Raw genomic sequence first — 26,867 nt, 5'->3', positions numbered from 1 at the left:
GACTCATTTTTTGTAATATATCTCTCCCGTTATATAGGGGGCAGGTATGATCAACATCGATATACGTACTAAGTTTATTCGTGATGACGTTCGCGTGTTCGTTATCAGACCTGGTGCGCACTACCGCCTGTTTCAACAGTTTTTAGACAGTGAGATGGTTGGCATCGAACTACCAGCGCTAGATTTGCCAAAATTTCGTACACTTGATGAAATAGAAAATCTTAATGCAAGAATTCTCAGATCAGTAGCAATTCGCCGGTGGTTTATATCAGGGCGCCCGGATGGAGGCTTTCCCGGTCCGCTAGCCGACTTTGACCATCTTGAGCTGGGCCACGCATCCAGTCAGTTTGCCAGATATGTCCGAGGAATGTTCGAGGACATGAAGAAAGGGGATATCGTTATTGTTCCCCCCCGTTCATTTAAAGAAATGGCGGTGATAGGCGAATTAATTGATGAACCAAACATTGTCGAAAGCTTATTGAGTCCAACTTATCCTGATCTACCCTTGAACGGACGCCGGGTTAAATGGTTGGCTCGTATTCCTAAGTCGGATCTACCGCCCAAAACGCTAGATCAGTTGCAGAAGCCATCAGTTATGTTTCTGCTTGAACGGACGGCATGGCCAAAAATTCTACGTCAATGCTATGGCTCTTATTCGACCGATCAAGAATTCAGTTCACGCTTTGAAATTACAGAGGAACGATTTCAAGCAGCAGATGACTTCCTAATCCAAGCATTTTTTAACTTTATAACCGCTAATACTGATCGAGTAGAACGAGATTTTGACGAGCTTTTAAGTTTAACGGAAGCTGCATTCGAAGACCTGCGATTGATCTCACCGGACCTATACACTAATGTTAACTCTCCCGGAGGGATTTCGTTGAAATCTATCCGCATTACCCCTATTGTTATCGCGGTAATGCTTGCCCTTGCTGCACATGTCGGGGCGGGAGCTGTAGACGCAGCAATTAACAATCAGATTGTTTTTGGGAACTCATTGGCTCCCATGGACGACAGGTGTACAGTAATGGTTCATGATCAAGTAGTGACACAGCTTCGCCTGCTAGGTCTGGATAAGTGGGCTCCAGCGTGTGAAAAAATTAGAAGCGCCGTAGCTAACACAGGAATTCAAAGCAACGTAATAATTCGTCAATGACTATGGGGAAAATAGCTTCTTTAGTAAAAAGGCATATTTGGGTTTGGTCATTAGTGCTTGGCTTTATAAGCTTTGGCGGAGGATTTGTTGCGAGTTATTATCAACAATATAGATCAACTTATTTAGATGGTCTTCGGAAGAATTATGAGCAATTTCAAGAATCTTCCCAACGGATAGACGATTCGTTAAAGCTTTTTTCTGATGTTGCTCGTGGACTTAAAACAAAAACTCCTGATGAAGTAGAGGTTTTACGCAATAAACTTTTACGTTCTGTTGACAGCGTGAGGGAATTATCGAGGAGGATCGATGGAACCTTATCCGTTGCCAAGAATTATGAACGAGCTGTCGTGAGGCTGGCAGATGCTGCTGATGAAATCACAGGGCCGTATGATGGCAAAAGCTTAGTCGAAGCGGTGAACGAATATTATTTAGCACAGCAGACCGTAGAGGCTGCGGTTATAAAAGAAGATACAAAATTTTTACGCTGATCCGCCGATTTAGTGCAAAGTGGCTCACCTAATTTCACAATACTCTTATTTAATATCCGAATTGCCAAACAGTATCTCTCTTGGCGCAGGTGATAACGGGCGCAATTTTGTGCTTTTATTATTGAATCATGCACGTTCCTGGCCAATCGCGGCATGAGCGATTAGCGCAGCCCGTCAGCACGCTAGCCAAGATTATAACGGTTAAAGTGGCAGACAGTACTTTCATTCATCAATCTCGTTTCCGTCGTCATCTTCGTCCGAACCACGATCAGAATCCTCGACATACGCTTTGCAGCCTTCTTCGAAAGAATTGCTATTGCCTCCGCAATCATCTTCGCTTGATATACCGTTCTGCTCAGCCCAGTCGAAGCCCGCTTTATGGCCAGAACAATCTTCGGTACAATCGTAGCCGCCGAAAGTCTGTGCTTGCGAGGGGTAAAACCAGCATGTGCTGACCAACAATATGCCTGCACCAATTATTCCACGCATGTTTCCTCCCATTGTGTTGCCCCTTGATGTTTGCGCATCGTATCTCGAGTCGGTGCCCTTGCTCCAGATCGAGGAGCTGAAATTATTGCCTAATGATAGCAAACAGGACTGCGCCCGCCCGGTTTGCTGTAAGCGCTATTACGTCCGCATAAACGGCCATTTCGCATCCTATCGTATGGGCAATCGCAAGTTCCGACATAAGCAGACCGAGTAGGCTGTCCTAAGCGACGTGCCGGAGCAACGCGAGATGCAACAGGCGGCGCTACGGTTCGAGAAGTTGAAACTGTCTTTGCCGGTGGAGACGGTGGCTTTTCAGCCAGATACGGCTCAGACACCCAGCCGGTGCGATTGTCGTATGACACGCTGAACCAGCCGGATCGGTAGTTCAAAGCCTTCACGGCTTTGCCTCGTCCGATTGAAGTGATGATTTTTGCCGAAACAGAAGGCTCCTGCCTCATATTCACATTGGCGGTAGCATAAAGTGTTTTACCCACGAGCGGATGACGGTCCGATGATGGAGGAGGCGTTTCCGTCTGCCGTGGCGAAGTCGCCTGCACGAAGCCCATCGGCTGAATCGCAGGTTCGGGAGATTTGATAACAGGTTGCGAAGCTACAGGGGGTGAGGATGGGACAGTTTGGGGTTCGTCTTTACCGAAAACCTTCACAAGAACGAATAACGCAGCTGCGCCAAGAATCCAGTTTTTCGCCTTCGACAATCTTAAATCCCCCAATCCCCAGACAGATCAAAGCAAAATTGTCGAAGGCTGTCGAGATAGGGCCTCAATGAATGCCGTTAGCCTTTCGTCTGGATCGCTCAGCAATAACAAACCAGTCGGGAGCGTACCCATTCGCCCAAGCTAGATCGGATTCCGCATCGTGCTGTTCTTCTAGCGGTTCCAGTTCAAGGTCTGGATCATCCTCCATCTGATCCAGCATATCGATCAAGCGTTCGATTTCAGCAGCAATTGAATAGCGGTCGGGTTTCATTCGTCCCTCCAGCGAATGGAGATTTCACCATCGAGGGCGGCAACTGCCTTGTAGACGGCTGCGTAGTTCGGCGCTTTGCTGTCTTTCCAGCCCCTATTTTGGAAATATCGTTTAGTCCTAGCGATATCATCCAGATCGGTCATAGTCAGGTTGTTCTCAAAACAGCGAGCGCGAATGTCATCAATGAGGGCAATACCGGTTGATTGATATGGCTTCTTCTCTTTGTAAATTCCATGGTACAGGCATATCGACTTTATGCAGTTCAACGTACGATGTGGAAACGCCTGTTGAATTTCATCAGAAGTACCGCGAGGAACCAATCTGCGCATCAACGACAATTCTTTGGCGGTAACCGCGCGGAGACGAGGGCGCAGTCCAAGCTTTTGACAATGCTTTTTTATTGCCATGTACGAACGATGCGGCAGCTTTTTTGCCAGTACCGCATAATCTGAGCCGTACTCTCGGCAAAGCTCATCTTCCTTCGGGGTCCACAGTTTATTACCGTTCGGCGTTTCACCAAGGAAGCGCATTCGCCTGCGCGCGCGTTGGCCACTTTCCGCGTATCGGCTGTAATCACTCAAGTACATAGATTTGCTCCTAATCTGGACAAATCCCCGCCGAAGAATATGCAAGCAGCTCATAGGTCTGCGTTCAATGCTGCAAAATCAGGATTACCGATAACCCCGCTGTTCAAAAGAAAAGGTGTGAAGCGGTGTTGAAAATGGACGAGCGCGGCTTCTCTCCCCATTACTCCGTATTCTTGAAACGAAAATATGAAAGTCTGAAACGAAAAAATGACGTGTGGCTGCGTGCTGTTCTGATGCTGTTTTCAGCAAGGTCGCCCCGCGACTTACGCACTCGGCGCGGAGCGACAGCGCCAGCAACTCCTCCCAAAATTACTCAGCGCCGAGGCGATCTATCATCGTGGAGCGCATCAATAAAAGTTAATGATTGGTAACCGGCCCGTTATTTCCCGTTAAGAAACGGTCTACGCCCTGTTTCCTCCCTGTATTATCAAGTGAGGGGTTGCCTATTTTTTGGAATGATTCAAATCGCTCTCAGACTGGTATGCTGCCAAGAATCTGAAGCACCAAAGCCCAAAGTACCCATTTTAAACCCGCCCGAGCTTGATTAACGGGCACGCCTGTTTCTTTCAGGTCGATAACAAAATCCGTAACTAGCGAGCATTGCTTTTTAACGGCGTCGGGCATGACGATGCCGCTTTCATCGAGAACATTGCTCCGCGCCAAGTCATACTTTATTGCAATATTGTCAGTGTAGCGCTGTATGGATGCGCTCTGTCGTTTCATGCCGCTGATAATGCCTTCGGCATAGCTTTTTACGATCGAGTATTTCGAGCTACAACGGGGATGCCATTTCTCATAATTTCTTCGAATCTTCAGAGACTGCCTCACCTGAGTTGCCTCATTCATGTTCGCAAGTTTCTTGACTGCGTCGGCAACGATGTATGGCCATTCGTAGGTTAAAAGAAGCACACCAACGAAGCCAAAAATCAGCCCAATAACAGTAATCCATCTTTGCCAGTACTCAATATCCAAAATAATCCCCCTTCGCCCTTACGTTGCTCGCGTTTCAGCGAGTATTCAATCCAGTACTGTTAGATAAGACGATTCCCGGCTACATCACCATCTCCGCTATCACCCCAAAGTCGCGATGGACTCTACCTGAGACGTGTGCTTTTCTTTCGATGGGGAAAAGGGGGCAATCATGTCAGTCCAATATTTTCGAGCGTCAACGGCGCTCGTGTTTGCGTTCGCGCTTACAGCGTGCACAACTTCACAGGAAACTCTGCGCAAAAATCCAAAGTCAGTTGGCAAAGCTGCCCTGTGTCGATCGATGCTGACGACCAAAGACGAGCAGTTTCGGCAAGAACTCATCCTAGAAGCTATCAAGCGAGGAATATCGGCTCAACAGTGCGTTGATGCGGTAAAGCAGCAGAACCAGGCAATTGCGGCAGGCTTAGCTATTGCAGCAGTCGGAACAGCGGTCGCAGTTTGCGCGAACAACAATTGCGGCGGAGGTGGCTACCGGCCAAATCGATATGAGCCATACTATAATTATGGCTATGCATGGGACCTTATTCGCAATCAGTATGGAAACGCGGTCTACGTCTGCCGAAGCAAGATGAATGGCCAATTTGCTTATAATTACAACTGCTCAGGGATGGTGCAGAACGATTTCACTTGGCCGGGTGTTTGAATATCAGTTTTCCCAAAGCTTGCCGGGTCCTTTGCAGCCGAGAAACTCAGTCGCTTTGCGCCCGGTTTGTCTTTCCAAGATGTCGGTGGCTTTTACAAGCATCACCAGCGCCATATCTGCACATTGCTCGCGCGCGTCAACCGGAAGGTTTTCGAGGTTTTTAGCCCCGATCAAGGCGCCACAATAAGCCAGTGCTGCTAATGCGTCGGTTGGTGTCTCACCACGAGATTCCAGCAAGCGGGTCAAAGACGCATCCAAGTCTGCAGTATATTCCCAGTTCTCCCGGGCCGCTTTAAGCCTGTCGGCAATTTCAAGCGCGACTTCTTCAAAGTTTTCCTGCATCATACGGATATCTCTCTAACTCTTATCTGAATGTGACCATGACCAGAAACCAAAAAGGATTTATCTACGGGGCTTGTTTCATCCTGTTCGGACTGATCATGGGTGGTATTCAATGGCTTCTTACCGGCATCAATGACGATTTCGGCGCTGGGGTTTTTGTGGGAGCCTTGATCGGAGTGGGGCTATTTGCTTTGGCATCAAGAAACGTTCGCGAGACGCCCTAATTCGGGCGACCTACTGTGATTTCCAACGGATTGCGGCCAGATCCATTTCTCTGATTAAATTGCATCTGTACGTTTATGATGAATTGGCGCGCCTGCTCGTTAGTGATTGCGCCACGCTTTTGAGCCGCCGTTACCCGGCTGAGAGCTTCAACCAAGCTTTTCGGATCACCAGCGCGAACGGTCAAATACCGCGCAAGCTCAGCATTGCTTTTCTGCTGCGCGGCGTTCTGCATCTTGCCTGTAAAGCGGTCTGCAAACTTCGCTGCTGCGTTACCAGCGTTCATGTTGAGCATTTCGCGCATAACACCTGGCTCTTTGCCCGAAACACCGATGTCTTTTGCAGCCTGCGCTCGGGCAAATGTCTCAGAATTTGAAACCACTCTATTCCGTGAATTGGCAAACGCCTGTTCAGCATCAAGAGATTTGAGCATACGCGCTGTATTTTCACCGCCCACCAACATTGAAAGCTTTTCACGATTGTAACCCTGAGCAAATAAACTGCGGGCGGCAGTAGCGTCATTGCGGGCCGTACCCATGATGTCAGCAATCGCAGCCCGACCGCCCTGAATAAATGCTTCCCGCTGAGCTTCGTCCATTCGACTGAGACGGGTGCGCAATTCATTAGGCGTCATCTGCCGACTGAAGATAGTTCGCCCGTCTTCAAGAGCATCAATTACCGCACTCCTGCTGCTGAACGCGTTTCGAGCCTGAGCATATTCCGGGACGGCATCATCCACCATTTTCGTCAACATATCGCGCTGCTGTGAAAATATGCGGGCTTCATTGTTATTGCCTGTGCGCCGTGCCGTGGAAATCATATCGTCCAAAGCTCGTTTCGTCAGATCAAGCTGTCGAACGTCTGGGACATTTGACAGTGAGACTTTTCCATCGTCTGCCACATTGGCAAACCACTGTCGCGAAGTCATGCCTTCGTCCGCAGCCAATGCCTGGGCTTTCTTCAATGCCCTACCGACCGTAGGGCGCTGGAGGATGTCTTCTAGCTCTTTCGTGAATGGCACTGGTTTTGAATATGCAGCCTCATAAAGCGGGCGGGCTGCTGCCGACCTGCGGGCAATAATATCGTCTGCAAGTGCAACCGTATCGACTGTTTGCCCTAATGCGTCATCCAGTGCTGTCATCACGCGCTGCCCGCTACCAGCCTGCCTCTGTGCAATAGCGCTGCGGACGGCTTCCTGTGCTTTACCGGGTGTGCCTGCGAGAGCCGCAGCTTGAGCCTGCAAATTAGGGCCAAGATCCATTGGCATCGCGTCCGGCCCCATTTGTGAAAGACGAGCCGCAACATCATCCACGCCATCGGCACTTAATGCACTGGACACCCTTTGCTGTGCTGCCGTTGGCGAGCGAAAGCGTCCCGCGACCTTCTCGACAGCTTTTCCAGCTGCGCGCCCTACGGCTGGAGCGAATAGGCCGAGCCCTCCGCCCCACGTAATGCCACTCTGAACAGCCTTCGGGTCAAAATCTGAACGCACTCCCGCATCCAAGCCGCCTATGGCTGCACCGCTACCAGCCCCAGCGAGCGAGTTTGTCAAAAGACTACCGCCACCCGCTCCGAACAGTCCCGGCGCTGCAGCTATCGCTGGAGCCATGGCCCCTATTCCGCCTGCGACTTGAAGCCCAGTATTCACATAAGGATGCTCGCTTTGAAAAGCTTCGTCCTTGCCCTGCTGAATGTTTAGAGCTTGATCGTATCTCTCACCCCATGAATCGCCGGGAAGCTTTTGAAAACTATCTGGCAACAATGGATCGACCAGCGGAGCTAAGGTCGCATTTGTCGCAGCGTCGAGGCGGTTGAGGAAACCACCGAGAACCGGGACGCCTGTTCCAACTGCGCGAACTGCATTATCAGCATTTAAGCTGCCGTCCTGCTTTGGACTGGTATCGCTTCCGGCGATTCCTAGCGAGCCAGCAATTTCCTCGACAGTTGCTTCCTGCTGTTCAGGTGAAAGGCTCCGAAATCGGTCATCGACCGTCACTTTCCGCCCGTTGATCGTAAGAGTAGCCATCAATCAACGCTCCACTGAATGCCGGTTTTTGTACTTTTTGCGCCCTGTGCGTCACGAGAGCTATCAAATATCCTGTCCCCGGCTTCTTTGCCGTGAATTACACGAAGCAATGTGCGCTCGTAATCGTCCAGCTGTCGCTGAAAAACGTCCGGAGAGGCATCTGGATCTAGAGCACCTGTCTTTGACGCCAACATAGCGTTCTCACTGTCCGACACTGCACCAAGAGCTCCGCCTGTTGGGCTTGCTGCACGCATCGCCTGAAGGTTCTCTATCTTGGCGTTGGCCGTCAATGTTGCGACCTGCCTCCGCAGTTCTGCGGCGTCACTTTCTCCAATTTTAGAAAGCACCTGCCCGCCAACACCAGTTGTCCAGCGCCCCCCTGACTTTGCGATATCGCGGGCCGTTTTCGCAGCGTTCACAATAATATCAGTTGAGGTTGCAAGGTTTTGATTGCGAGCTGCATCTGTCTTTGACGTATCTTCTGGCCCTCCCGGAATAGGCGACATGCTGACAGGATTGCCCCTATCATCATAATTCACCCTATATCCTTGGGGGATCGATCCCATATTTCGCGCATCGACGTTAACACCGCTGCGAGTGCCATCAAGAATTGCCTTTTGGTATTCGGGTGTACCGGGCTGCAAGCCAGCAGCCCGAATGTTCTGCATGAGGGGGGTCGATTCAGATTTTGCACCGCCAATGACGTTATACTGGCCGGTGTTCTTATCGATCATCGCCTTAACTGGACGGCCTTGATCGTCGTAAATGTCCGTAATCTGCCAATCAGGCTTTTGACCTGCACTGAAAGCGGAATACCAGGATTTCAGCGCCTCAGGCGTCTTGGCAAGGAATTCAGCTTCCTGCTGCCCCACGCCATTATTCGTTAACCAGCCCACGGTTTGATTTGCCGTCTGCTGTTTCTGCTGATTTTCTGCCTGTGTCTGCTGACGCATGGCCATCATCTGGCCAACGCCACGAAAGTTCGGATCTGACATCATTAACCCGATGCTCAAATCTTGCAGCACGTTGCGAAAGTTCTCTCCCGAAAACCCAGACTGCGCGTTCTGTTGCGGCCCTGTCGTTTCCGCCGACTGCCCGTTGCCATTGAACATATTAGATACAGCACCAAGCAATCCGCCCTGAGATTGTTGCGGTCCTTGAACCGGCTGTGGCGTGGGCTGGCGAAGTCCTTCCCATGGATCGGAGGAAGCTCGCGAAAATAGTGTATCAAGAAGCCCCATGGACAGCACCTCCACCAGACTTCATGCCTCCTAGTGTGCGAGAGCGAACAAACTCGGATAGAGACGTTCCGCTCTCTTGTGCCATCTCTTTCAAAACTCGCTTCTCGTCGGTGAAAACCCGAACGAGAATGTAGTCAGCCATTGCAACATCAGCGCGCATTGCCGCCTCCTTTCGTTAATACGATTGTATCACGTACGGAGCCACAAAGTGAGATGAAAGCTATTTATTATCAGTGACTTGATCTATATCAGGCCGCATCATCGTCTATCATGTTCCATCAAATTCCGACGATGCTCAGACGTGCGACAATCTGTCTTTTGTGCTAGTGTTGGGCTTTACTGATCCAGCTCATCGCCTTTGACCATAATCAATGCGTGAATGTTGCAGACAATGCATCGTGCCGGGATCAATATGTATTCTTCTGGAGGGCGTTGTGGGGACAAAGCTTCAATTGGCATCGATCATAAGTTCGATTGCGTTCATCGTTTTGATTGGCATGGGGTTCATCGTAATCCTGACAGTGCCAGAGCTTTCTCAAAGCCCAGCCTATCCGATGATTTGGGCCGTGGTTATCAGCGCTATCATTACGCCAATAGTAGGCTGGCTTATCGCGTCCAAAATAATCAAGGCGCGATAAAGCCAATCAGGGCATCATGTGATCCATATCAAGTCACAATGCGCCTGCGCCAATTGCCAACGGTTTGAGGGCTTACGCCAAGACGCCGGGAAATCTCGCGGTCAGACAGTTCTGGCTGCGTGTCCAACATGGACAGGACGGCTGCGCGTTTGTCAGCATTAGTCCAGTGTCCATTTTGGACAGTTGCCGCATGCGGGTTGCCGCTCTCATAAAGGTCGCGAAGAATGGTGAAGTCAGCTTCTATGCGGTCCATAAACGGGTCTTCCCGTTCTGTAGGTTCAATCCATTGGCTCTCAAATTCATATTTTTTCCACGCAAACCGAGCTTCCATATCATCCCATGACTGCACGGGCTGTCTCTCAATGAAATCCTCAACCAGTCTTTGGCGAACATAAACCTCCGGCTCTTGCTCGTAATATTCAAAGAACAAGGCGCGGTCCCATCGCTGTTTATTCCAAGCCTTAATTTCATCCATCGCCGCTTGGATGGTCGTTGGCATGGGAAATGCAGATGCAATCGCACTCTTGGCTCTCTCGGTTCCCCTAAGCATTATACCGGCCTGCTCACCGTCCATGAATGCCGTGTACTGACGCTGAACTCCTGACGTGCACGCATATGACATGACCACGGAAAACGGCTCGATTGCCATTCTGAGAGCTACTTCCCATGGCTTAGGATCAAACACAGCCTTAATGGATCCATATTCCTCCAGCACCAACTCGCGTTTCAAAGCATCCTTGCGCTGCCGATCCGAACGCTGAGCTTTCATATCCGGGCTGTTGAAAAAATCCTCGAATATATTCTTTGGTTTCGGCTGTTGCATAGGCGCGTCCAATTTGGACACGGCATCGTTGAAAGACAGGCCAGCCTTTGCAGCTATTTTGCTGGCTCTGGCCTTGGCCGCTGCGCGCTCGCCCTCGGTTGCGCCACCAGTGACCAGCGCATAAACCTTGCGAAACCGTTCAATGTCCAAATTGGACGCGGTATGAATATTCATGCGCCCTCCCCGAAAACCTGTTCAGGGGTGCCGAATATGTTTTTCTCAACCCACTCCGAGAACCTTTGTAGGAAAGCCATGTCCGCGCCGGTCGCCTGATCGATCAGGCGCGCCTCTGGCGAACTGGCTGGTGAGAAGGTATCGCCAGTTTCTTCCCGGTATCGATCAACGATTTTCTTGTCACCAAGTGCCCAATGCAGGCACCCGACAAAGGACGAGTACATAATCGGGTCGTGGTCATATGACGTTTTCAATGTCTGTTCGTTCATTGCGCTCTCACCCTGATCAGATTGCTTTCTGTAATTGCCTGGACAGCCTCGAATGCTGTCAGCCCAAACTGCTCTCGAAGGTACGGAATGACAGGACGAGGCTTTGCTGCGTTTGGTGTGGTTGCCAGCCAGATAGCCGCGCGCTTAACTGGATCAGACATTTTCATCCTCCGACCTATCGACGGGATAAGCCCATCCGCGCTTGTTGAATTTGATCCGGCCTTGTTCCAAAAGCGCGTCTTCGGCCTGCCCTGCGCGTGTGCCGCCCCATTGGAGAACACGCATTGCCATGCCGTAAGACATTGGACCGTGAAGCCGCAGCGCATCCAAATATCGCTCTGGATCGTCCGGCCTGATTTTGCCGTCTGGCGTCCATTCTCGACCCGGAAAAGGGATAACCCGCCGCCGTTCGCTTTCGCCCTTGGACTGGCGCAAAAAAAGCGGTTCTTCTGTTTTCTGGTTGTCCTTCGCCGCCTCCAAGCCGTCTGAGGCAGCATTAGAATTTTTCTCCAAATCCGTAGAATTGAAACTCTCAAAACCTTCAAAACCCCTATTGGTTGAGTTTTGAGGGTTTTGAGGGTTCGCGTCAGGGGCGTTTTCGTGTTTTTTTAATGCATCAAGCCAGCGTCCCATTATCTCGCCTCCCTGATTTTCGGATTCCACCGATAGGATGCAGATGGACGCCCACCAGTTGCTCCAGCCCGCTTTTCAAACTTGTGGCAATGGTTCGTTTCTTCGAGCAGCTCAATGGCAGCGCTAACGGCTTCACGATCCGCTAAACCAGCCCAACCTTTCTGATGAATATCGCGAATGGTGAACTCATCAGGCAACGTGTCCCGGCGTTCCAATATGAGGCGCGCACCATCCTCGACAACGATAGTGTTTCCAGACGAATAGAGCCGGTTTGCATGGCTGCGTAGATAGTCTGCCCAGCCCAGAGCCAGAGCCATTGCATCGGCCCCGACTTCGGCGCGACCACCCTCAACCAGTTCGAATATCAACGCGAGGCTGGCAATCGTCTTTGGCATTTTCAGAAGGTGGCTTTCGAGAACGGTAGAAAGCTTGCCGCTGCGCGCATCTGTCTGAATTTCCTGCATCCATTGCTGAAACATGCCCTGCGCTGCTGGCGAAAGCCTAAACACGATAGGATTGTCAGAACTGCCCAAATCCAGTTCGTGAATGTCGCGGAATACCTTCTCATAGGCGTCACGCGCGTCTCTATCAGGGTGCCGGTCAACCCACTGCCACGATGTTCGCGGATCTGGCCACACAGTCATTTGTAGGCGCTGGATTAAGCCGTCATTGCTCGTTCCAGTAATCGCTCCCCGGACAATCGGTGCAATGCGCGAGGGCTGCACGCCTCCGATGAGGCTGACAGTGCAATTTGCGATATGCACAGTACCGCGCCCAATACGGTCATAAGTGAATTGGCCGGAACCATTGAAAGCTTCAAGATAGAAAGCCCTGTCGCTGGCGTGTTCTTCACTTTCCATCTGGGAAAGGAAGCCAGGCAATTCATCACGTACCAGAAGCAGGCCGCGTGGGTTTTCATTCAAAAGCTCGCCCAGCTTCTCCACAGTCGCATCATTTACGACAATACGCGGGCAAGGCTGCTCGTCCTCGTCATCTTTGGACACATCAGCAAGAATAGCGCGTGCGCCGTCCTTATCGCCCGTTCTATAAGCCTTGGCTGCGGACTTCGTTGCTTCTCTGGCTTCAATCTTGCCCAGAACATCATCAATGTCGGCAGCTTTCAAATCGGCCTGCCATTGTTTACGCATATCGTCCTGAATGGCGTAGACGGGACCAAGAGCCTTTTGCATGGCTGGTGTCTTCATAGCCGAAGGCGGGCCGATGACCGCGCCCCACAAGTTCGGCACCTCAATCCAGTCATCCCATTGTTTCGGAGCCACGCGAATGCGATTGCCGATCAATGAAGCAAGTCCGCATAATGCTGCCACTGCCACGAAGTCAGGTACGGATTGCTGTCTGTCTGCTACGTCAAATACATAATTGCGCAGTGCAGCGGGCAGCAGTTCCGGCACGAATGCTTCGACCGCTGGCAAGCTGGATGAAATCGGGACCGGTTTCTTCCAAAGCTCAAAGGGCTGCTCTTTCACAATCTTATCGAAAATCCCGGTCACGGGTTCGTGCGTGTTCATGCAGCCGCACCTTTCATCATGAGAATGTCATTCCAGTCGTGACCATCAGGCGCTGGCAATAGGCTGACTTTCCTACCTGCTGCCGTGGCAAGTGTGGCTAATGCATTCCCCGCTTCCCGGCCCGCTGCATCCCCATCAGTGGCGACCGTCAGCAATGCCGGGCTATCCGGCAGTGAGAGGACTTTCATTCCACTGGTCGATAATGCGGCCCAGACAGACAAAGAGCCGTGAACAAGGCCGGACAGAAGCGAAAGGCCGGTTTCTATGCCTTCGCACACAATCAGCTTGTCATTGCCCTGAGATAACCGCACCGCACCGCCTGCCACGGCTCCAAGCATTGCCTTGGCCGGTTCGATCTGGGCTTTTCCGAGACCGTCAGCGCGCAGATAGGTGCGTTGCACTGCAAGCCGTGGCGCGCCCTCGACCAGCGCGACCATTGCAGGAAAGCGGTTTCGTGACGGGTGCCAGCAATCAGGATGAAAGCGCAGACTGTCAGCAACCTCGCAAGTAATGCCGCGATGCCTGAGATACGTTTCCGCTATCGTGCCACGAATAGGGCGAGCATCGCGCCAGCAAGAAAGTGCCAGCGCTTCCTTGCGTTCGGTTTCCTCAATCTCGGACTGCCTGATGCGCCCCAGATCGGCAGCTGAAGGCGGCGAATAGTTCCCCTCGCCTTCGACCAGTCCAAGCCCTTTGAGGCTATCGAGAATGTGTGTGAACTCGCAGCCGGAATGACAGCGCAGTAACAGTCTGCCGTCCGTTCCATCTGACAGGCTCAGGCTGGGGCGCTTGTCACCATGTGCCGGACAGCGTGCAACACCGTACCGGCCATGCCAGTGACCACCCAGAGCGCGGGTAATCTCTCTGGCGTTCTTCATTCTGCCGCCTCCGCATCCATCTCAGGACAGGAAACCTTAGAGCGCAGCACATAGCGGGCATGAGTGCCGCTGAATGGGCCGGTATGTTCTTCATGAACTGTATCGATATTGACGCCGAAGCTGCGCAGCTTGAACACATAAGCTGACCAGCGCGGGGCCGGATTGTCGATAGGTGTGCAGCCAGCGTCACCGGCATTGATAAGGTTTTCCAGCGCCCAACGGTCACGACCTTTCACGCGAATGGAAAAAGGCTCCGCTCCGCGATTGGTCACACGATAAATCCGAGAACCCCAGAGAGAATTTTTAGAAGTCATCTGCCTATCCTTTGGAATTGCACCAAAGAACGGGAGGGGCTATTGTGAATGAGAGAGTTCAATAAGCCCTTCGGCCCCGTCCTTGTCTGGCGGGGTCGTTTTTTATGCAGCGTGGCGTTTGGCTTTGGCGTCTTCGATTGCTGCGTTGATTTCCGACTGCGCCCAGCGGGAAAGACTACCCATCTTGATAGGCTTTGGCAGCGTGCCGTCAGCGATGCGGCGGTAAAAAGTAGGGATGCTCACCTGAAGGATTTTAGCGCCTTCACGGGCAGTCAAAAGCGGGTCGGTGATTTGCATGCTTCATCCTCGAAATCAGTTGATACGAGGTGAAAGGTGCTGGAACGAACAAACAACAAATAGCCTACACGAATTAAAAACCGTATCGATACGGTGTTATGATTTAGTGCTGCGCCTTCCTGGCTTCATAATTTCCGGTTTACTTTCAGATGCTTGCGTCCAAAACATATTAAATCGCCTATCTGAAACTTCTGGGAATAGTTTCAATTTCACGCGAGGCTTAGTAAGTGTTGGATCTTTGCTTAGGAGCGCAATGATGGCGTCCTTTGGCGAGAAATCGTAAAGCATGCTTGCGCTAGAAGCCTCTGCGCTCTCTTTGTCTGACAATTCTAATAAGCTTAGCCACTCTGTTGGGGCGACAACCGTACACCCATCATAATTTTCGAGCATTTCGAGCATTGGGAGATTATCAGACTTATCGAACTCATTAATAAGATAGTCCATCTCTTCCAGAGCTAAAAAATTACCGCACATGCTCAGAAGCTCTTTTGCCGAGCGCATAGCGTTGATAGCATCATTTAGCGCTCTTAGCGCTTTTATCGAAACAGTACCGGTGCGCCAATCTACCAACGAGATTACTCTAGGGAAGGCTGCGGCAGCTGCTTGGACGGCATAGGGTCCGGTATTGAAAACTCTCTCGTTTTGGAAGGCAGAATGCCAATAGTCCAGTGCGAGGGAAGATAGGCCGAAAACTCGCTCATGACTTAGGTTGGCACCCTTTTCAATTGCAGCACTTCTCGCCTTATTGAACAAACCATTGGGTATATTAGGACTTTCTGGGAAAGACAAAAGCAACGGAGACGCCTCGTAAAGCTGCCCTCCTTTCGTCAAGATAGATGGGAATTTTTTATCCTTTTCCAATCCCCTTCGAAAGATGTCACGAACGAGGTATCTAGCGGCAATGTTAATGCTCTCCCTTCTGTCAGCCCACGAAAGTTCGCCCTTTGCATTATCATTTTCAACCAATCGCTTGCGTATCGCAAACTCGGAATCCAAATGGAAGCGATACAACGAACTGTGGCCTTCAAAAGTAATCACTGTTTACACCTTTGCCGCGCTGATACTCAAAATGTTGTTATTCTGCCCTGTCGTATGCTTTGACCATCGCTCCATCAAAATGCGCCGCTGTTCCAAGAAGTCAGTACGCCGATAGGCACGCTCAACCGATCCGCCGACAATGTGACCGAGAATTGTTTCAGCAATGTCGTAGGGCGTATCTGTCGTCTCAGCTATCCAGTCTCGCAAGCTCGAGCGGAAACCATGCGGACGAGCATCTAGCTTCGCACGACGCATGAACATACCAAGTGTCATGTCACTAATGACGCCGCTGCGAACATTTGGAAAGAGAAAGCCTGCACGCGCATGGCGGCGAGCAATCTCAATCACTTTCATTGCTTCAACTGTTAGGGGGACGCGAAAATCAGCAGTTGCATCCTTTCGCCCCTTCATCGCCTCACCAGGAATAGTCCAGACATTACCTTCAATCTGGCTTTCATGAATTGAGCGAAGTGGGCCAGAGCGAACACCTGTAAGAATAAGCAGGCGCATAGCAAGATGAGTAACTGTGTCATCGTTCAGAGTATCGTAGAAGGCAGGTACTTCCTGCCATGGCATCGCTGGAATGTTTTGGGTTTTATGACGCTGCTTGCCCAGAAGCGCACGTGCCTTATCGGTTGCCTGTAGATCCACCTCCAAACCCAGCGCCGCCGCGTGTCTCATGCAAATTTGTAGCCGCGTGATTGCTTTTCGCGCTGTTTCAGCTTTTGAGTGCCATATCGGCAAAAGCGTATCACGAATGTCTGTCTGATTGAGTTCAGCAACCGGAACCTTGCCAAGGCGTGGCAAGATATGGATTTCAAGTGGGCTAAACCAGCGCCCTGCATCTCCATCACCCTTCAATTCAGCCTTACGGCTTTCGAATGCATCCAGAGCTATATCCTTAAGCAGATGCATATTCCGGGTAGCTTCTTGCTTCTGGCGCTCACGCTCTTTGATAGGATCGATGTTTGATCGGACCAGTGCGCGCGACTTCTCAGCCGCCTCCCTCGCCTCCTTTAAGGAAACCTCAAGAGCCGAACCGAGGCCCATTTCCCTGCGTCTGCCATGAATGGTTATGCGGAGAACCCACTGCCCTCCGCCGTCTGGGCGTTTGTGCAACCAGAGGCCCGCACCGTCATTGTGCTTGCCAGCCCCCAACGTAACTACTGCTCTTGCACTCAAGCGATTCATTAAACGCACAAAGATGCTCCTCACAGTGCCAATCTAATCCACCCGGCAATCCACCTTTAGACGTGCGCTTGGGTGAAAACGGCTGACAAGCCTTGATACCGAACGTAACAAGAACACGACTGGCGTGCAACAGCGATGATAGAAACTGATACAGGATGATTTTCTGTGTTATTTCAATAAGATGCCGCTAAGCGGCACCATAAAATCAATGACTTAGCTAGTTTTCGTTTTCACCATATTGATGCTAGCAATCAAATAGCAATCACCTTCGTTACTTGTAATTTGCACTGCAAAACTACCGTGTTAAGCAGCATAAAATCCCTGTGGAAAAACGATCGGGAACATACAGAACCCGCCTGAGCCGCACGTCGTTACAATTGATGCTTCTCAATTTCTGTATTGTCGAACTCGACTATTCTTGTTGTTATGTTAACAACAACTCCCATCGCGTTTCGTAATCGGACACTATCCATGTTAGGTGAGCTCATATAAATGGCGAAAAAGCCTGATAACAAAAATGAGCAGCCTAGCCTTGAGCAGCTCTATCTCAGCCTCACCGAACACCTTGTTCGAAAATACAATATGTCATTAAGCTTTCTCACGACGCAGACTGACAGTGCTCGAGAACATCCCCTGCCCTCAACAAACTATGAGCTTGACCATCTGCTGACTTCTGAGCAAGCCGCTGGTGTTTTAGGTTTAAGTCCAAAGACCCTTGCTAACTGGCGGGTCCAGGGCATTGAAAACTTAGCTTATCGAAAAGTGGGCAAAGCTATTCGTTATAAATACGGCGATCTATTAGCTTTCATTGATCAACAAAAGAGGGAAAACACTAGTCAGAAGTGAAGCAGATTCTATCATCTGAAAATGCCATGACTAATCATTTAGAATGGCCGCAATGGGGCCGGACGCTGACCGTCCGCTTATGCGTTATGAGCGGAGTTAGCTGCCATTCGGCAGCAGATCATGCCTGCGGCTAGCCGATCAGATTGTGGCCCTACATGAGCCTTTCCGCTCGCGCTCGCATTGCTGGCTCAAGTTCGAGTGAATGACGCGCGATCTTGTCGAAACAGACGGACGTTATCTCATTGATGGCGCGCAGGTCCCCATCAAGCGAACCAGCCATTATCTGGCGAAACGTGATTGATGAACGCCCCACCTTCAGCACCTGAGAGCGGATCGTCAGCAAATCCCCGGCGGGCACTTCCTTTTTGTAGTCCATAGTCGAGCGCACATCCGCCCAACCGAAACCCTCATCCGGGATTTTCCCGGCTATGTGTCCCAGTAGCTGAAAGCTCGCATCGTCGAACATCCCCGCGTAGTGACGGACATTCATATGTCCCATGACGTCGCACATCCACGGATGTACAACGCCGATAAAAGACACAAGGCCGCTCATCGCGCCACCGACTGATAGCCGCCCAGGAAAGCGGTGAGATTGTCACCCAGCGCATCGCAAAGATAACCACCTTCCTGAACGATGACGGTTGGCAGCCGAAGCTTTGCAATCGCTTCGGCAATGCGTCCGAAACCGCCAGTGGTAACCGACAATCCGCCGAATGGATCACCCTCAAACGGGTCAAGACCAAGTGCTACCACCAGCGCATCTGGCGCGAAGGCTTCGATACGACGAAAAGCCGTATCGAGCGACGCGAGGAACTCGTCATCGCCAGATTTGCGCGGCAGAGGCAGATTGAGGTTGTAGCCAAGACCAGCCCCTTCACCGCGTTCATCGGCATGGCCCCAGAAGAATGGATAGAAGCGTAGCGGATCGGCGTGGATCGAGACAGTCAGCACATCGGGACGCGCATAGAAAATGCCTTGCGTCCCGTTGCCGTGATGCAGATCGACATCGAGGATTGCGACGCGTTCAGCCTTCGAGCGTAGATGCTGGGCCGCGACTGCCGAATTATTGACGAAACAAAAGCCGCCAGCAACATCGGCAAAGGCATGATGCCCCGGTGGACGGCAGAGCGCATAGGCCGCCACCTCGCCCGCAAGCACCGCATCGGCGGCATCGACCGCGCTCCATGCGCTCCAGCACACGCTTTCCCATGTATGTTCAGCAATCGGGCACGCCGTATCAGCCATGTGATAGCCGACCTGCCCCACGGCGGATGCGGGATAGCGGCCGTCACGTGTCAACGGATGAATGTTCGGAATGACCTCTTCCGCAGCCTCCTCGATGCGCCGCCAACGCGGATAGATATGCTGTAAGAACTCCAGATATTCCGGCGTATGAACGGCAGCTATCGGGCCAAGACCGTGATTGTGCGGACGGATAATCTCGCAGCCCGCAGCCCTCGCGCCGGAGAGCAAGCGCTCGACGCGCTCCGGTTGCTCGGGGTTCGGCTTCGGCGCGCCGCTGGAAAGAAAGGCTTTCGGGTCGTGACGCTTTTGCTCGACAGCGTAGAAGGCTTTCATGACTGCTCCCTAATTTGCATTGATACGCGCCAGACGGGCAAAATCCTCGCCATAAGCGCCATGATCGAGGTCGGCTTCGATCCAGCCAATACCCAGCCGTTGGTAAAATCGTTGCGCGGCAACATTGTCCCGATCCACCGCCAGCCGCAGATAGACGCCGCCGCGTGTTGTCGACCATGATGCAACATGGCGAAGCAAAATCTCGCCTACCCGCCGACCGCGAAACCCTTCATCGACATAGAGGTCCTGCACAAAGACACCGGGCTTTCCAAGCCATGTCGAGAAAATCGGGAAGAACAGCGCCAGTCCTGCAAATACCTCGTCCACCTCGGCGATCAGGCTGGTAAAAGCCGGGTTGGGACCAAAGCCGTGGCGGCGAAAGTCTTCTACCGTACTGGAGGCTTTGTCTGCGGCACCCAGCCCCGCGCCCATCGCGCGGATCGCCTCGTGAATCTGTTCCGCATCGGCAGGTTCGGCGAGCCGGATCACAACGCCCGCTTTGCTATCCAACACAATCTTTGGCATCAGAACGCCACCCTGTCTCCACCCTTCAGGCCCAGATAGTCGCGCGCCTCGTCGGGTGTGGCAACTTCCAGCGACAAGCCGTCAAGGATGCTACGGATGCGCCGCACCTGATCGGCATTGCTCTTGGCCAGTTTTCCCCGTCCGTCATAGAGGCTGTCTTCCAGACCGACACGCACATTACCGCCCATGGCCGCCGCCATTGTAATCATCGGAATCTGGTGTCGCCCTGCCGCCAGAACCGAGAAGGAATAGTCGTCGCCGAACAGCTTGTCTGCAATGCGCTTCATGTGCATGAGATTGTCCGGGTCTGCACCGATACCGCCCAGAATACCGAAGACAAACTGGATGAACAGATGACCAGTCACCAGTCCACGGTCACGGAAATGGGCCAGTGAGTAGAGATGCCCGACATCATAGCATTCAAACTCGAAGCGCGTGCCGCAGCCTTGACCGAGACTGGTCAGAATGCCTTCCATATCCGCGAAGGTGTTCTTGAAGATCGAATCGCGCGTTGCCTCCAACAATTCCGGTTCCCATGCGTGCTTCCACTCGCGTGGCTTGTCGAGGGCTGGAAACAGCGCGAAATTCATCGAGCCCATATTGAGCGAACACATTTCCGGTTGCGCCTTGAGCGGCGCGGCCAGCCGGTCATCCAGCGTCATCAATGACGACCCGCCAGTGGAAATATTCACCACGGCCGCAGTCGATTGTTTGATGCGGGGCAGGAACTGCATGAACAGGTCCGGATTGGCGGACGGTCTGCCATCACGCGGATCGCGGGCATGGAGATGCAGGATGGATGCGCCCGCTTCCGCCGCCGCGATGGCTTCGCTGGCGATCTCCTCCGGCGTAACCGGCAAGTGCGGCGACATGGTTGGAGTGTGCACGGAGCCCGTCACTGCGCAGGTGATGATCACCTTGCGCTGTGTTTTCTTCTTCTCGGTCATGATCCGGTTTCCTTATGCGTTCACGGGCAGCTTGAGTTCACGCGCCAGAACCTCCAGCGTATCGCCGAGGATCGCGGTGATCTCGCCGACCTGTTCTCGACTTATGATCATCGGAGGACAGACGAGGAAGTGATCGCCTTCAACACCACCCCGCGTGCGGCGCGAATAGATGATCAGACCGCGCTCATAGGCAAGATCGACCATGCGCTGATGGGCGTTCAGTTCCTTCGGCAACGGCTTCATGGTCTCGGGATCGGACACGAATTCGGCGGCCAGCAACAACCCCTTACCGCGCACATCACCGATGAACGGGAAGCGCTTCGCCAGTCCTTCCAGCTCGCCCTTCAGCGCATCGCCCATATGGGCGGCATTGCCGACCAGATCGAGACGATCAATCTCCTGAAGCACCGCCTTGCCTGCCGCGCAAGCCAGTGGATTGCCCGCATAAGTGAAGCCGTGCAGGAAGCCGCCAGCATCCAGAACCGGCTGCACAATGCGTCCGGGCGCCGCCATTGCGCCAAGCGGGCAATAACCGGAGGCGAAACCCTTCGAAAGCGCGATGAGATCGGGCTTGCAGTTCCAGTGGTCGCCGCCCAGAAACTTGCCGGTACGTCCCGCGCCGCTCATCACCTCGTCGTGGATGAGCAGGATGCCATAACGGTCGCAGATTTCGCGGATACGCGGATAGTAACTGTCGGGCGCAACCAGCGCGCCGGTCGATGCTCCACCGATCGGCTCCATGATAAAGGCGAGTACGCTTTCGGGCCCCTCTTCCTGAATCTTCTCCTCCAGCATGTCGGCATATTTCTGGCCGCGTTGTTCCATCGTGAGATTGTCGCGGTCGAGATAGGCAGTCGGTGCAGGGACTTTTGGCATTTCGCGCATGATGGGTGCGAAAGGCTCGCTCAAAGCCGCATAACCGGTGACCGCCAGCGCCCCAAGCGTACCGCCATGGTAAGACGGAAACCGCGAAATCACTTTCCAGCGTGTGCACTGCCCGGTCGCGACCGCCCATTGACGGGCGAGCTTGATGCAGGATTCGACCGCTTCCGACCCGCCGGAAACGAAGAAAATCTTGTCCAGCCCCTCCGGCATACGCTCGGCGGCCATGCGTGCCAGATCTTCCGCCGGTTCGTTTTCAAAGTGCAGGCGATAGGCGAAGGTCACGCGGTCCATCTGCTCTTTCATGGCATCGAGCACATTGCGATTGCCATGGCCGATATTGACCACCATCGCGCCGCTCGACCCGTCGATGACGCGGCGTCCGTCCTGATCCCAGATATAGATGCCTTCGGCACGATCCACCAGCGGCCTGCGCAGGCGCGACTGGTAGAAAAGATGCGAAGCCGGGCGTTCGTTCTGTGTTTTTGTGTTGAGCATGGCGTTACTCTGTCAGCGCTTGAGATATTGGTTGAGAACATTGGCGGTCACACGCTCGACCATGCGGTCGCCGCGTTTGAGAGCCGCTACCCACTCGCAGCTTCCGGCGTGGAAGACCTCGCCCTTGCCGCGTGGGAAATTGACGATCATGCCGCAGCCGCGCTTAATGCGTTCGACGGCTGTATCACCATTGTCGCCGATCAGCGTATCGGCAACGAATTTGGCATCGGCATCGGAGAGGAACTGGTCGTCGGCTGGAATATCCGCGCTCTCTTCCTTGAGAGACGACATGCCGAGCGCCAGAATCTGCAATCCATCAGGTGCGCCGCTGCCCTCCTCCGGTTCAGGCAGACCGCCCCGGATCACATAGTCGAGCCCGTCGACCTCATAGCCGAAGGCGTGACCTTCCGAGCCCAGGAGATCGCCGTAATAGATGCCGGTTCCCGCAAAGGCCCAATGCTCTGGGCGATAGACCGGGAAACCGTGTACGCCCCGCGGGGCGCAACCGCCCCAGCCGACATAAAGCCCGCGCAACGCATTGAGGCCGAAAGTTTCGGCAGCAGGCCGTCCGGTTTCAGTCGCTTCCCAGCAACCGCTGGTGCGCCGTGGATCGGCGGAGCGATAGACCGGGTCTTCGGCGCGGGCGCGATATTTGTAGCAAGTCTGGCGCTTGCCATCATCTTCAAGCCGCGTCTGCCACATGAAGTTGCCCGCAAAACGGGCCGCACGACCGCCGCCATCGACATAATGATCGACGGCATCGCGCATTTCCCATGTCCAATATTCGTCGTGACCGACAAAAGCCACGCAATCATAACCGTCGAGGATTTCCGGCGAGAAATGCAGCTCATGCTGGCTGGCGAGATCAATCGCAAAGCCTTCCCGTTCAGCCCAGCGGAAGAACAGGCTGTCATAGCTGGCCCAGCCGGATGAGGCATATTTCTTGGAATAGCCATTGGCAAAGGCCCATTCCATATGCGGATAGCGTGGAGGGGCGGCAGGCGGCGTCACAAACTCCAGCGGCACGCGAGGCGCATCGGACGGTAACAGCGCGAAGCCACGGCAGAACGGACGCTCGATACTTACCGTCGTCGCATATTGATCGCCATTCGGCCCGGTAATGCCCTGATAGTGGTTGGAACCGCCCCAGGTATTATAGGCCGTCCACGTGCCGGTCGCTGCAACCTGCAGGATACGACCGGGCTTACGGCCTGCCACAGGACGCAGGATGAACAGATGGTGGCAATGGATCAGCTGACCGTCATTGCCTTCGGCTTGCAGCGTAATGCGATAGGCGCCGGAAGGCCAAGTCTCATCCGTCTTGAACGAAAATGTCGTCTCCCAGCCGCAGCCCACAACGGAACATTGGGCTGGCGTTTCCTGCCATTTGCAGTCTATCCCGCGCTTTGAGAAGACAGGCATTTCAACCGCCCCATCGCGCACGATTTCGATATCGAAGCGCGAGGCGGTCGCACTCACCTGCAAATGAACCGTTGTGCCCGGCAGATAAGAATAGGCATCGGTGTAGCACCAGATTTCGCCACGCGGCCCGTCCATGCCGGGATATTCATAATAATGGCCAAGTACGGCTTCGCGTCGCTGCGCCGGGGTCAGCCCGAAATCGGGAAATTCCCCAAAATCGGCAAACTCATTGGCGTTTCTCTCGTTCATGCCATCACCTCACGCGGCCAGATATTTCTTGAGGAAGGAGCGGGTACGCTCCTGCACCGGATTGCTCAAAATCTGATCCGGCGGCCCCTCTTCCACCACCACACCGCCATCCATGAACAGGATGCGATCTGCCACTTCGCCCGCAAATCGCATCTCATGCGTGACGATCAGCATCGTCATATGTTCAGCGGCGAGCTGCTTCATGACGGCATTGACCTCGTCCACCAGCTCGGGATCGAGTGCCGAAGTCGCTTCGTCGAACAGCATCACTTTCGGCTGCATGGCGAGCGCACGGGCAATGGCCACACGCTGCTTCTGACCGCCGGACAGCCGCGAGGGGTAGACGTCGATCTTGTCGGCAAGCCCGACCTTTTTCAAAAGCTCCAGCGCCAGCGTACGAGCAGCGTCCTTCGTCATGCCCTTGAGCTTGATGGGGCCGAGCGTGATGTTTTCCAGCACTGTCAGATGCGGAAACAGGTTGAAGTGCTGAAACACCATGCCCATCTGCTGGCGCACGGCATTGATGTGTTTCTCGAAAGCCTGCCCGGTGACAGGTTGATTGACCTGCATGCCATCAAGCCAGACTTCACCGCCATTCAGCGTTTCAAGATGATTGATCGAGCGCAGAAGCGTGCTCTTGCCAGAGCCGCTGGGGCCGATGATGGCGACGATCTGGCCACGCGCCACGGAAAGGTCGATACCTTTCAACACTTCCAGCTCGCCATAGGCTTTGCGGGCGCCCTTCACTTCGACCATCGGTTTTGCGGTTTTGGGGCTGCTCATCGCGTGACCTCCACTTTTCTTTCAATGCGCCGCAGGCTGGCTTCCAGAACCAGATTGACCACGTAGTAGATGGCGGCGATGGTGATGTAGAATTCGAACGGGCTGAAGGTTTCGCTGATGGCAAGCTGCGCGCTGTGCACCAGTTCCGCAATACCGATGATCGAAACCAGCGACGTATCCTTCAAAAGAACGATCATATTGTTGCCGATGGGCGGGATCGTATTGCGCACCGCCTGCGGGATGACGATGTAGCGCAAAGCCTGACCATGGCTGAAGCCGATGGAACGCGCGCCTTCCATTTGACCCGGATCGACCGCCACGATACCCGCGCGGATGATATCGGCATTATAGACGGCAAAGTGGAGGCTAAGGCCGATGATGCCCGCGCCAAGTGCCGGAATATCGATACCGATCTGAACCAGCCCGAAATAGATCAGGAACAGCTGCAACAGAAGCGGCGTTCCCATGAACAGCCACATGAAGAACCGCACCGGCCATGCGAGAATCTTAGGCGCGTACAGCACCACGAGCGCAAATACGATGCCGAGCACGAAGCTGAGGAAAGCCGACGCCACGGTCAGAACCAGCGTCCACCAAAGTCCTGTCAACAGCAGATCCGTATAGGGAGCGACGATGCTGAAATCGAGAGCTTGCATCCAGTCCTCCCTCACTGCGCCGCGAAGCGCTTGTCGAGAAGATCGACCCCGCGCGCCACGATATAGATGATGATCATGTAGAGAACGGCTGCAACGCCGAAAATCTCGAACGGTTTGTAGGTGGAACCGATGAAACGCTGCGCCGTGTAGGTCAGTTCAACCACTGAAATGGTGGAAACCAGCGCCGAGCCCTTCAGGAGTGCAATCGTATTGACACCGAGAGGGCGGATCATCAGCCGGGCTGCCTGCGGCAGCACGACGAACCGCATCGTCTGCCCTCGCCCAAAGCCGATGGAACGGGCAGCTTCCATCTGGCCGCGATCAACGCTCTGAATTGCGCCGCGGATCGATTCCGACATATAGGCGCCGATATTCAGCCCAAGCCCGATAACGCCAGCAGCAAACGGTTCCAGATTGATGCCGATCTGCGGACCGCCGAAATAGAGAATGAAGAGCTGCACAAGGCAAGGCGTGCCGCGAAAGACACTGACATAGGCTGCCGCAAGCCATCGCAGGATGACCGAGCGGGACAGACGCCCGTTAACGAGGACCGCCGCGACGGCCAGACCCAACACCAGGGCCAGAGCAGAAATTTGGACAGTCACCCATGCCGCCTCCAGAAAGAACGGGAGGACGCGCTGCATCAACGCAAAATCCATCGGAAAACTCCGGTCAATCGGTTCTCAACCGGCCCGGACATATGCCGGGCCGGGATGACGCATCAGCGGATATCGCTTCCAACCCATTGCATTGAGATCTTCTCATAGGTGCCGTCGGCCATGATCTCGTCGAGAGCCTTCTGCATTGCAGCCTTCAGCTCTGGATTGTTCTTGCGGATGGCGATACCGATCGCAACGCTGCCGCCTTCGATATCAGGCGTATCGAGCCTGCGGACCTTCTGGCCGGTTTCCTTGATCGCCACCATGACCGGGATGTTGTCGACGACGATGGCGTCGACACGACCGGCATTCAGTTCGAGCATCAGCTCCGGCAGACCCTTATAGGTGCGAATGGTCCAGCCCCCCCCTGTTCGCGCGCCCATTTTTTCATGGGTTTCACCAAGCGTTACGCCCAGTGTCTTGCCCTTGAGATCGTCGAGCTTCTGAACGGCGGAATCTTCCTTCACGAAAACCGCGCGGCCCGCATGATAGTAAGGTCCCACGAAATCCACAGCCTTCTCGCGTTCCGGCGTAATCGTCATGGAGCCAACCACCGTATCGAACTTGCCTGCCCGAAGGCCGGCGACAATACCATCCCATGCGGTGGTGATGAGCTGCGGCTTCAACTGCATGCGCTCGGCAATCGCCGAACCGATGGAGGCGTCGAAGCCCACGACCTCGTTCTTTTCATTGACGAAATTGAACGGCGGGTACTGGCCGCTCATGGCGATCTTCAGTTCGCCCGATGCCTTGATCTTTTCAAGATCATCCGCCTGTGCGGGCGCAACCGCAAAAACTGCAGTGGCGGCAATCGCGGCCGCAGCAATGAAACCCGTGAATTTGTTAAACATGCTGTTCCCGACTTCC

Annotated in this window: 35 protein-coding genes; 6 read left to right on the top strand and 29 right to left on the bottom strand. The window is 53.5% G+C overall.

Annotated features, from left to right (window positions below):
* Nucleotides 1–46: 46 nt before the first annotated feature.
* Nucleotides 47–1,156 (top strand): hypothetical protein, encoded by a 1,110-nt coding sequence (locus C9380_RS13380; RefSeq protein WP_128093755.1) that lies wholly within the window; start codon nt 47–49, stop codon nt 1,154–1,156.
* Nucleotides 1,153–1,644: a hypothetical protein gene (locus tag C9380_RS13375; RefSeq protein WP_128093754.1), complete on the top strand. Its 492-nt coding sequence runs from the start codon at nt 1,153–1,155 to the stop codon at nt 1,642–1,644. The genes C9380_RS13380 and C9380_RS13375 overlap by 4 nt, the downstream gene beginning before the upstream one ends.
* Before the next feature lie 222 nt (nt 1,645–1,866).
* Here the strand turns inward: C9380_RS13375 and C9380_RS13370 are convergent, their stop codons facing one another.
* The 5 genes from C9380_RS13370 to C9380_RS13350 all read right to left on the bottom strand — a co-directional run bounded on the left by C9380_RS13370 (nt 1,867) and on the right by C9380_RS13350 (nt 4,679).
* Nucleotides 1,867–2,133 carry a hypothetical protein gene (locus C9380_RS13370; protein ID WP_128093753.1) on the bottom strand — a complete coding sequence of 89 codons (267 nt, stop codon included), beginning with the start codon at nt 2,131–2,133 and terminating at the stop codon, nt 1,867–1,869.
* An 89-nt stretch (nt 2,134–2,222) separates the two neighbouring features.
* Entirely contained in the window at nt 2,223–2,849 is a 627-nt protein-coding gene (locus tag C9380_RS13365; RefSeq protein ID WP_128093752.1) for an SH3 domain-containing protein, read from the bottom strand.
* Between the two features lie 64 nt (nt 2,850–2,913).
* Nucleotides 2,914–3,120: a hypothetical protein gene (locus C9380_RS13360; RefSeq protein WP_128093751.1), complete on the bottom strand. Its 207-nt coding sequence runs from the start codon at nt 3,118–3,120 to the stop codon at nt 2,914–2,916.
* Complete coding sequence (locus tag C9380_RS13355) at nt 3,117–3,707, bottom strand: SANT/Myb-like DNA-binding domain-containing protein (RefSeq protein WP_128093750.1); 591 nt, start codon at nt 3,705–3,707, stop codon at nt 3,117–3,119. The genes C9380_RS13360 and C9380_RS13355 overlap by 4 nt, the downstream gene beginning before the upstream one ends.
* Before the next feature lie 471 nt (nt 3,708–4,178).
* Nucleotides 4,179–4,679 (bottom strand): hypothetical protein, encoded by a 501-nt coding sequence (locus tag C9380_RS13350; RefSeq protein WP_128093749.1) that lies wholly within the window; start codon nt 4,677–4,679, stop codon nt 4,179–4,181.
* Nucleotides 4,680–4,977: 298 nt separating this feature from the next.
* Here C9380_RS13350 and C9380_RS13345 point away from each other — a divergent pair, with 298 nt between their 5' ends.
* Entirely contained in the window at nt 4,978–5,340 is a 363-nt protein-coding gene (locus C9380_RS13345; RefSeq protein WP_128093748.1) for a hypothetical protein, read from the top strand.
* A 3-nt stretch (nt 5,341–5,343) separates the two neighbouring features.
* Here the strand turns inward: C9380_RS13345 and C9380_RS13340 are convergent, their stop codons facing one another.
* Nucleotides 5,344–5,685, bottom strand: coding sequence for a hypothetical protein (locus tag C9380_RS13340; RefSeq protein WP_128093747.1), 342 nt, complete (start codon nt 5,683–5,685; stop codon nt 5,344–5,346).
* A gap of 35 nt (nt 5,686–5,720) precedes the next feature.
* Between C9380_RS13340 and C9380_RS13335 the strand changes: the two genes are divergently transcribed.
* Nucleotides 5,721–5,906: a hypothetical protein gene (locus C9380_RS13335; protein WP_128093746.1), complete on the top strand. Its 186-nt coding sequence runs from the start codon at nt 5,721–5,723 to the stop codon at nt 5,904–5,906.
* Here the strand turns inward: C9380_RS13335 and C9380_RS13330 are convergent.
* Genes C9380_RS13330 through C9380_RS26865 form a run of 3 tightly spaced genes read right to left on the bottom strand, consistent with a single transcriptional unit; the run spans nt 5,903 to nt 9,331 of the window.
* Complete coding sequence (locus C9380_RS13330; RefSeq protein WP_128093745.1) at nt 5,903–7,930, bottom strand: hypothetical protein; 2,028 nt, start codon at nt 7,928–7,930, stop codon at nt 5,903–5,905. The two genes, C9380_RS13335 and C9380_RS13330, sit on opposite strands and share 4 nt — an antisense overlap.
* Nucleotides 7,930–9,171, bottom strand: coding sequence for a hypothetical protein (locus tag C9380_RS13325; protein WP_151081279.1), 1,242 nt, complete (start codon nt 9,169–9,171; stop codon nt 7,930–7,932). Before C9380_RS13325 ends, C9380_RS13330 begins: the two co-directional genes overlap by 1 nt.
* The gene (locus C9380_RS26865; protein ID WP_164844658.1) at nt 9,158–9,331 is read right to left on the bottom strand and encodes a plasmid mobilization protein; all 174 of its coding nucleotides are present in this window, start codon (nt 9,329–9,331) and stop codon (nt 9,158–9,160) included. The genes C9380_RS13325 and C9380_RS26865 overlap by 14 nt, the downstream gene beginning before the upstream one ends.
* A 274-nt stretch (nt 9,332–9,605) precedes the next feature.
* Here C9380_RS26865 and C9380_RS13320 point away from each other — a divergent pair, with 274 nt between their 5' ends.
* Entirely contained in the window at nt 9,606–9,809 is a 204-nt protein-coding gene (locus tag C9380_RS13320) for a hypothetical protein (RefSeq protein ID WP_128093743.1), read from the top strand.
* A gap of 28 nt (nt 9,810–9,837) precedes the next feature.
* Here C9380_RS13320 and C9380_RS13315 read toward each other — a convergent pair whose 3' ends face one another.
* From C9380_RS13315 to C9380_RS13275, 10 genes are all read right to left on the bottom strand, one after another.
* On the bottom strand, nt 9,838–10,806 hold the full coding sequence (locus C9380_RS13315) for a helix-turn-helix domain-containing protein (protein ID WP_128093742.1): 969 nt from the start codon (nt 10,804–10,806) through the stop codon (nt 9,838–9,840).
* Entirely contained in the window at nt 10,803–11,075 is a 273-nt protein-coding gene (locus C9380_RS13310; RefSeq protein WP_128093741.1) for a hypothetical protein, read from the bottom strand. Before C9380_RS13310 ends, C9380_RS13315 begins: the two co-directional genes overlap by 4 nt.
* A complete protein-coding gene (locus tag C9380_RS26860; protein ID WP_164844657.1) occupies nt 11,072–11,236 on the bottom strand; it encodes a hypothetical protein in 165 nt (54 codons plus the stop codon). The genes C9380_RS13310 and C9380_RS26860 overlap by 4 nt, the downstream gene beginning before the upstream one ends.
* Nucleotides 11,229–11,708, bottom strand: coding sequence for a hypothetical protein (locus C9380_RS13305; RefSeq protein ID WP_128093740.1), 480 nt, complete (start codon nt 11,706–11,708; stop codon nt 11,229–11,231). Before C9380_RS13305 ends, C9380_RS26860 begins: the two co-directional genes overlap by 8 nt.
* A complete protein-coding gene (locus C9380_RS13300) occupies nt 11,708–13,237 on the bottom strand; it encodes a YfjI family protein (RefSeq protein ID WP_128093739.1) in 1,530 nt (509 codons plus the stop codon). Before C9380_RS13300 ends, C9380_RS13305 begins: the two co-directional genes overlap by 1 nt.
* Nucleotides 13,234–14,115: a DUF7146 domain-containing protein gene (locus C9380_RS13295; RefSeq protein WP_128093738.1), complete on the bottom strand. Its 882-nt coding sequence runs from the start codon at nt 14,113–14,115 to the stop codon at nt 13,234–13,236. The genes C9380_RS13300 and C9380_RS13295 overlap by 4 nt, the downstream gene beginning before the upstream one ends.
* Nucleotides 14,112–14,429 carry a winged helix domain-containing protein gene (locus tag C9380_RS13290; RefSeq protein ID WP_128093737.1) on the bottom strand — a complete coding sequence of 106 codons (318 nt, stop codon included), beginning with the start codon at nt 14,427–14,429 and terminating at the stop codon, nt 14,112–14,114. The genes C9380_RS13295 and C9380_RS13290 overlap by 4 nt, the downstream gene beginning before the upstream one ends.
* 102 nt (nt 14,430–14,531) lie before the next feature.
* Nucleotides 14,532–14,726: a helix-turn-helix transcriptional regulator gene (locus C9380_RS13285; protein ID WP_094509054.1), complete on the bottom strand. Its 195-nt coding sequence runs from the start codon at nt 14,724–14,726 to the stop codon at nt 14,532–14,534.
* A 96-nt stretch (nt 14,727–14,822) separates the two neighbouring features.
* A complete protein-coding gene (locus C9380_RS13280) occupies nt 14,823–15,764 on the bottom strand; it encodes a hypothetical protein (protein ID WP_128093736.1) in 942 nt (313 codons plus the stop codon).
* Nucleotides 15,765–15,767: 3 nt separating this feature from the next.
* Nucleotides 15,768–16,964, bottom strand: a complete 1,197-nt coding sequence (locus C9380_RS13275) for a tyrosine-type recombinase/integrase (RefSeq protein ID WP_247877601.1) — start codon at nt 16,962–16,964, stop codon at nt 15,768–15,770.
* A 483-nt stretch (nt 16,965–17,447) separates the two neighbouring features.
* On the opposite strand from C9380_RS13275, the gene C9380_RS13270 reads away from it, so the two are divergent.
* Entirely contained in the window at nt 17,448–17,801 is a 354-nt protein-coding gene (locus tag C9380_RS13270; RefSeq protein WP_128093735.1) for a helix-turn-helix domain-containing protein, read from the top strand.
* Nucleotides 17,802–17,952: 151 nt separating this feature from the next.
* On the opposite strand, the gene C9380_RS13265 is transcribed toward C9380_RS13270, so the two are convergent.
* The 10 genes from C9380_RS13265 to C9380_RS13220 form a co-directional block, all read right to left on the bottom strand.
* Entirely contained in the window at nt 17,953–18,354 is a 402-nt protein-coding gene (locus tag C9380_RS13265; RefSeq protein ID WP_100557323.1) for an acyl-CoA thioesterase, read from the bottom strand.
* Nucleotides 18,351–19,379, bottom strand: coding sequence for a histone deacetylase family protein (locus C9380_RS13260; RefSeq protein ID WP_100557324.1), 1,029 nt, complete (start codon nt 19,377–19,379; stop codon nt 18,351–18,353). Before C9380_RS13260 ends, C9380_RS13265 begins: the two co-directional genes overlap by 4 nt.
* A 9-nt stretch (nt 19,380–19,388) precedes the next feature.
* Nucleotides 19,389–19,904: a GNAT family N-acetyltransferase gene (locus C9380_RS13255; RefSeq protein ID WP_128093734.1), complete on the bottom strand. Its 516-nt coding sequence runs from the start codon at nt 19,902–19,904 to the stop codon at nt 19,389–19,391.
* Nucleotides 19,904–20,851, bottom strand: coding sequence for a 3,5-dioxohexanoate:acetyl-CoA acetone transferase (gene kce / locus C9380_RS13250; RefSeq protein ID WP_128093733.1), 948 nt, complete (start codon nt 20,849–20,851; stop codon nt 19,904–19,906). Before kce ends, C9380_RS13255 begins: the two co-directional genes overlap by 1 nt.
* Before the next feature lie 12 nt (nt 20,852–20,863).
* Complete coding sequence (locus C9380_RS13245; RefSeq protein ID WP_128093732.1) at nt 20,864–22,231, bottom strand: aminotransferase family protein; 1,368 nt, start codon at nt 22,229–22,231, stop codon at nt 20,864–20,866.
* Nucleotides 22,232–22,243: 12 nt separating this feature from the next.
* A complete protein-coding gene (locus tag C9380_RS13240; protein ID WP_128093731.1) occupies nt 22,244–23,902 on the bottom strand; it encodes a N,N-dimethylformamidase beta subunit family domain-containing protein in 1,659 nt (552 codons plus the stop codon).
* Between the two features lie 9 nt (nt 23,903–23,911).
* Nucleotides 23,912–24,658, bottom strand: coding sequence for an amino acid ABC transporter ATP-binding protein (locus C9380_RS13235; RefSeq protein WP_128094429.1), 747 nt, complete (start codon nt 24,656–24,658; stop codon nt 23,912–23,914).
* Between the two features lie 23 nt (nt 24,659–24,681).
* Entirely contained in the window at nt 24,682–25,341 is a 660-nt protein-coding gene (locus tag C9380_RS13230) for an amino acid ABC transporter permease (protein WP_128093730.1), read from the bottom strand.
* Between the two features lie 11 nt (nt 25,342–25,352).
* On the bottom strand, nt 25,353–26,000 hold the full coding sequence (locus C9380_RS13225) for an amino acid ABC transporter permease (RefSeq protein ID WP_094542737.1): 648 nt from the start codon (nt 25,998–26,000) through the stop codon (nt 25,353–25,355).
* A gap of 62 nt (nt 26,001–26,062) precedes the next feature.
* Nucleotides 26,063–26,851, bottom strand: coding sequence for an ABC transporter substrate-binding protein (locus C9380_RS13220; RefSeq protein WP_128093729.1), 789 nt, complete (start codon nt 26,849–26,851; stop codon nt 26,063–26,065).
* Nucleotides 26,852–26,867 lie beyond the last annotated feature (16 nt).

This window comes from Brucella pituitosa, assembly GCF_003049685.1.
GTDB classification, from domain to species: Bacteria; Pseudomonadota; Alphaproteobacteria; order Rhizobiales; family Rhizobiaceae; genus Brucella; species Brucella pituitosa.
The sequence above is the reverse complement of the archived record's forward strand: the minus strand, read 5'-3'. Positions and strand labels throughout refer to the sequence as shown.